Annotated in this window: 3 protein-coding genes and 1 tRNA gene; all 4 read right to left on the bottom strand. The window is 72.2% G+C overall.

Translation table 11 applies throughout. The features are described from left to right. Window positions 1-121: 121 nt before the first annotated feature. The 4 genes from EDF48_RS18920 to gltX all read right to left on the bottom strand — a co-directional run bounded on the left by EDF48_RS18920 (window position 122) and on the right by gltX (window position 5854). A complete protein-coding gene (locus EDF48_RS18920; RefSeq protein ID WP_165932472.1) occupies window positions 122-2902 on the bottom strand; it encodes an alpha/beta fold hydrolase in 2781 nt (926 codons plus the stop codon). Window positions 2903-3240: 338 nt separating this feature from the next. Next, window positions 3241-3312: transfer RNA gene (locus EDF48_RS18915), tRNA-Gln, on the bottom strand. A gap of 45 nt (window positions 3313-3357) precedes the next feature. Further along, complete coding sequence (locus EDF48_RS18910; protein WP_243698156.1) at window positions 3358-4320, bottom strand: NAD(P)/FAD-dependent oxidoreductase; 963 nt, start codon at window positions 4318-4320, stop codon at window positions 3358-3360. Between the two features lie 46 nt (window positions 4321-4366). Further along, on the bottom strand, window positions 4367-5854 hold the full coding sequence (gene gltX / locus EDF48_RS18905) for a glutamate--tRNA ligase (RefSeq protein WP_131881974.1): 1488 nt from the start codon (window positions 5852-5854) through the stop codon (window positions 4367-4369). Between the last annotated feature and the right edge of the window lie 138 nt (window positions 5855-5992).

Below are 5992 nucleotides of genomic sequence, written 5' to 3'. Positions count from 1 at the left end.
CTCGTCAACGACGACGCGGTACCACCCACACGAACCATCCCCGGATCTCGAACCGACTAATCAGTCCAAGAACCGGGGACCAGTCCACAGCTGGCCCCGCGCCTCCCGTCCGTCACCCGGCTCAGTTCCGGGCCGCGCCCTCCGTCGCGAACGCCGCACGCAGCGCCGTCGCGAGGTCGGCCACGTGCGGTTCCCGCAGCAGCGAGCTGTGCTCGGCCGCGATCCGCACGGTCTCGGTCCGCCCGCGCAGCAGCGCGGACCAGCCGGTCGCGTCCGGGTTCGCATCGGCGAGCACGTACGTCGCCCGTCCGTGGAACGGCGTCGGGTGGTGCCGCCGGGTGACGAGCTCGGCCTGGTCGAAGAAGGCGTCGAAGTCCTTCTGCCCGCCGTGCCGCAGCACACCAGCGCTGTAGGCCCGCGCGCGCTTCGCGACGTGCTCGCCCCACGACATGCCGGACGGCATGACCCGCCGGACGGCCCCGGCGAGGCGCTGGCCGACGACACGGACGGCGGGGTTGCGGTGTTCGCGGGGCTCGAGCCGTCCGAAGTGCTTCCGGACCCCCTCGGCCCCGGTCCGCGGCAGGTAGGTGTCCAGCAGCGCGACGTGCTCGACCTGCTCGCCGCTCTCGGTGAGCAGCCGGGCGATCTCGAGCGCGATCAGCCCGCCGAGCGAGTGGCCGACCAGCAGGTACGGTCCGCGCGGCTGCACGATGCGCATCAGGGCGACGTACCGGCGAGCACTGGCCTGGATGCTCCAGTCCGGCATGCCCCGACGCTCGAGGCCGTGCTGCTGGAACGCGTACACGTCGTGCTCGGGCAGGTAGCGGGACAACGGCAGGAACGTCAGGGCGAGCGCTCCACCGCCGGCGAAGCAGAACACCGGCGGACGGCCGGACTCGCGCGCGCCGGACACCTTGACGACGTCGGGGTGGCTCGGCAGCGCCGTCGTGCCGCTCCGCACCCGTCGGGCGAACGCCCGGAGCGTCGGGTGCTGCAGGACGTCCGACGAGCGCAGGTCGATGCCGAGACGGCTCTGCACGAGCGCGAGCATCTCCTCCGCCGACAACGAGTCGCCGCCGAGGGCCGAGAAGTCCTCGTCGAGGTGGACGCCGCGCAGGCCCAGCACCTCTGCCCAGATCTGCCCGACCACGAGCTCCCACTGGTCGTACTCGCCCTCGACCATCTCGGTCTCGATGCTCGGCGCACCCGGCAGCTCGGCCCGGTCGACCTTGCCGCGCTCGTTCCGCGGCAGCTCGGTCATCGGCACGATCGACGCCGGCACCATGTACTCCGGCAGGCGGTCCCGCAGGGCCAGGCGCAGGGCCGCGGGCGCGGGCGTGCGCTGGCCCGGACGGCCGACGACGTACGCGACGAGGCGGGTGACGGCGGGCGGGTCGACCTGCGCGGTGACGACGGCGTCGTGCACCTCGGGGATCGCGCGGAGCGCCGCCTCGACCTCGCTCGGTTCCACGAGGTACCCACGGACCTTGACGGCGTCGTCGGAGCGTCCGAGCAGCACGAGCCGGCCGTCCGGCTCGATCCGGGCCAGGTCGCCCTGCCGCCACGTCGGCGTGCCGTCGTCGGTGTGTCCGGCACGTTCGGCGGTCTTCTCTGGGGCACCCCAGTACCCGGCGGTCAGGCCCTGGGAGACGATGACGAGTTCGCCGGTCTCCCCCGGGTCGGCGGGGCTGCCGTCCTCGCGCAGCACGAGCACCTGCTTGCCGGGCAGCGGCCACCCAGCGGGCACGACGCCCTCGGGCACCGGGGCACCGGGCTCCACGGGGCAGTAGGCCACGCAGCCGGTCTCGCTCGACCCGAAGGCGTTCAGCAGCAGGGTCGTCGGGTCGAGGTGCGGTCGGGCGGCGGCGATGTCGGCGCCGGTCACCGCCTCGCCGGTGGTCATCAGGAAGCGGAGGCCGCCGAGCGCGGGACCCGCCCCGGATGCCTGCGCCCCGGGTGCCGTCTGCGAGCCGACGATCGACCGCAGCAGGTGCGGGGTGCAGACGAGGACGTTCACGCCGTCGGCGGAGAACCGTGCGAGCAGGCGTTCGACGCCGAGCTCGCGGGGTTCGAGGAGCACGACGCTCCCGCCGCTCAGCAGGGTGTCGAACGAGAACAGCAGACCGGCGGCGAACGACAGCGGCAGGACCACGCCGAGGCGGTCACCGGGTCCGGTGCCGAGGGCGACGGCGTCCTGCTCGGCGTTCGCGAGCTGCTGCCGGTGCGTCAGGACGACGCCCTTCGGCATGCCCGTCGAGCCGGAGGTGAACACGATCGCGAACGCGTCGTGGCCGCCCGGGCGGGTGCCGGTCGCGTCGGCCGCTGTGTCCGGCTGCGTTTCGCTGCCCGCGGTCCCGCCGCCGGCTGTTTCGCTGCCCACGGTCTCGCCGCGTCGTTCGATCAGCTCGTCGAGTGCGTGCACCCGGCCGTCACGGTCGGCGACGACGGTCGCCGCCAGGTCGGCGCGCGCGGCGTCCGCCACGATCTCGTCGACCCCGGCGAGCTGTGCGACGTGTCCGAGGCGGACGGCTGGCAGGTGCTCGTCGAGCACCACCACGGTGCGCCCCGCCCGGACGAGCGCCAGGATCGCGACGACGGCCTCGGTGGTCTGGCCGGCCATGATGCCGACCGGCTTCGATGCCCCACCGGCCACGGCGCCGACGCCGGCACCACTGTGGTCGTCGGGTCGGAGCTCGGCCCCGAGCACCGACGCGAGGTCGCGCGCCGCCCGGTCCGCCTCGCTGAACGTGTAGGGACGGCCGTCCCCGGCAAGAGCAGCGGCGTCGCCGTGGAGCGCGACCACACGGTCCCAGCGGTCCAGGACGGAGTGGTCGTCGGCCAGCGGGATCGCGGCGCGGTGGGTCCAGTGCTCGGTCGTCGTCAGCGGGTCGGCAGAGGTCACGATGACACCTCGGATGCTCGTCGGCGGGCCGCCGCGGGTCCCGCGCCGGTCCTGCGACGGTACGTCCGACGCGGTACGGCCCACGAGCCGTGTCGCGCGGGGTGCGGGGTCACGCAACCCGACCGGGAGGCCCGGTGCACCTCCGCCAGCGTGCTCGGCCCCCGTACGGGGACGGTCCAGGGCCGCGGGTGGCCCGGGTGGGCCGGAGCATCGTGCGGTTCCGCGCAACCTCGGAATGCGCAGTCCGGAGCCTGTGGATCGCCGATGGAGGCGATGGCGGCGCACGAGTCCGGAGACGAGAACAGCCCCCGGGGATCCCGGGGGCTGTTCTTCGAGTGCTGGGGTACCTGGACTCGAACCAAGAACGACGGTACCAGAAACCGCTGTGTTGCCAATTACACCATACCCCAAAAGGCCTGCTGGCCTTCTGTCCCCGTTGTCCGGGGCACGATCAACTACTGTACAGCATCCCGGAGGTCCACGAGACCACCCACGAGGTCTCGGTGCACTGCCGCGGCCGTCGTGGCACCGTGCCCGGCGGCGACGATGAGCTGCTCCGGCCCGGGAGGGGTCACGTCCCCCACGGCGTACAGCCCGGGAACGGTGGTCCGACCGACCCGGTCGACGACGAGGAGTCCGTGGGCATCGCGCTCCGGGGCCGTCGGCGCACCGGGCGTGTCGGCGCGCAGCCAGTCGAGGTCGGCGTGCCACGTCGGCCGGACGAACCCGCCGGTCCGCGGCTCCACGTGGCCGTCGACCAACCGGACCCCGGTCATGCCGGTCCGGTCGCCCTCGAGGTCCTCGATCACCCGTTCGTCGACCACGACACCGGCACGCGCCAGCCGTGCTCGCCCCGCGTCGTCGAGCGGGGCGACACCGTTCGTGTACACGATGAGGTCGTCGGCCCACGCCGCGATGAGCAGTGCCCGGTCCACGACGTCGTCGGTCTCGCAGATGAACGCGAGGAGCTCCCCCGCCTTCTCGTACGCATCGCACTCGACGCAGCTGTGCACCGCGGTGCCGTAGAACGCACGGAGCATCGGCAGTGCCGGGAACTCCTCGCGCAGCCCCGTGGCGACGACGACGGTCCGCGCCCGCGCGTCCACCTCGGCACCACGCCAGGTCCAGTGCAGCCGCCACCCGTCGGCGTCGGGGGTCACCAGGTCGACGACGGCCTGCACGATCGTCGCCTCGGGGTACTCCTCGACCTCGGCGCGACCGAGCTTCCGGAGCTCGAGGGGGGAGATCCCGTCACGCGTCAGGAAGCCGTGCGACCGCAGGGTCGCGGCGTTGCGTGGCCGGTTGGCGTCGACGAGGAGCACCGTGCGCTTCGCCCGCACCAGGTTGAGCGCAGCGCTCAGACCGGCCGGTCCGGCCCCGATGACCGCGACGTCGTGGACGACCGGGGTACTCGGCACGCCCGTGGGTCCTGCAGCGCTTCCCGCGGTGCTCATCGTTCGCCGTTCAGCGGGCCGCGAGGGCGCGGAGCCGCGTCAGGGTGGACTCCTTGCCGAGGATCTCCATCGACTCGAAGAGCGGCGGGCTGATCCGGCGCCCGGAGACCCCCACGCGCAGCGGACCGAAGGCGACCCGGGGCTTCAACCCGAGGTCGTCGATGAGCGCCGTGCGGAGGGCACCCTCGATCGCCTCGGTGCGCCAGTCCTCGAGCTGCTCGAGCGCCGCGATGCCGGCCGTGAGCACGGCGCCGGTGTCGCCCTTGAGCGATGCCAGTGCGTCGTCCTCGACCACCAGGTCGACGTCGGCGGTGAACAGGAACCCGAGCATCGCCGGGGCCTCACCGAGCAGCTGCATGCGCTCCTGGACGAGCGGCGCAGCCTTCGTCAGGACCTCGGTCTGCTCCGCGGTCGGCGGGTCGGCCACGAGGTCGGTGAGGTACGGCAGCAGCCGGGAGCGGAAGTCCGACGCGTCGAGCAGCCGGATGTGGTCGCCGTTGATCGCCTCGGCCTTCTTGTGGTCGAAGCGCGCCGGGTTGGGGTTGACGTCGGTGACGTCGAACGCCGCCACCATCTCGTCGATCGAGAAGACGTCGCGGTCGGCACCGATCGACCAGCCGAGCAGCGCCAGGTAGTTGACGAGCCCCTCGGGGATCATGCCGGCGTCGCGGTGGTGGAACAGGTTCGCCTCGGGGTCGCGCTTCGAGAGCTTCTTGTTGCCCTCGCCCATGACGTACGGCAGGTGACCGAACACCGGGATCGCCGGTGCGAGCCCGATCTCGTACAGCGCCTCGTACAGCGCGATCTGCCGCGGGGTCGACGACAGCAGGTCCTCGCCGCGGAGGACGTGCGTGATGCCCATCAGGGCGTCGTCCACCGGGTTCGTGAACGTGTACAGCGGCTTGCCGTTCGGCCGGACGACCACGAAGTCCGGGAACGTCCCCTGCTTGAAGGTGATCTCGCCACGGACGAGGTCGTCGAAGCTCAGGTCACGGTCCGGGACCCGGAGTCGCAGCGCCGGCTCGCGGCCCTGGTCGCGGAACGCTTGACGCTCGTCGTCGGACAGGTCCCGCTCGTGGTTGTCGTAGCCCTGCTTCGGATCGCGCCCGGCAGCCTTGTTGCGGGCCTCCATCTCCTCGGGCGTGACGAAGGACTCGTAGATGTGCCCGGACGCCTTGAGCTTCGCGATGACGTCTTCGTAGATCGCGGTCCGCTCCGACTGCCGGTACGGTCCGTGCTCGCCGCCGGCGTCGACGCCCTCGTCCCAGTCCAGCCGGAGCCAGCGCAGGCCGTCGAGGATCTGCGCATAGGACTCTTCGCTGTCCCGCGCGGCGTCGGTGTCCTCGATGCGGAACACGAGCTTGCCGCCGCTGTGGCGTGCGTACGCCCAGTTGAACAGAGCCGTGCGGATGAGCCCCACGTGCGGGGTCCCCGTCGGGCTCGGGCAGAAACGGACGCGGATCTCGGACCCGGAAGCAGTGGTGAATGGCGCAGTCATGACCCGCCAATGCTACCGTCACGCCCTGCTCCAGCGACCCGTGAACGCAGAAAACCCCTGACCAGTGCTGGTCAGGGGTTCCCTGGTGTTGCCTACGTTAAGTCCGGCGGCGTCCTACTCTCCCACAAGGTCCCCCTT

The organism is Curtobacterium sp. PhB191, assembly GCF_004346515.1.
Taxonomy (GTDB): domain Bacteria; phylum Actinomycetota; class Actinomycetes; order Actinomycetales; family Microbacteriaceae; genus Curtobacterium.
The sequence above is the reverse complement of the archived record's forward strand: the minus strand, read 5'-3'. Positions and strand labels throughout refer to the sequence as shown.

Bases quoted from the DNA above. Each gene is read 5' to 3' on its own strand.
- gltX (WP_131881974.1), bottom strand. From the start codon at position 5,854: ATGACTGCGCCATTCACCACTGCTTCCGGGTCCGAGATCCGCGTCCGT.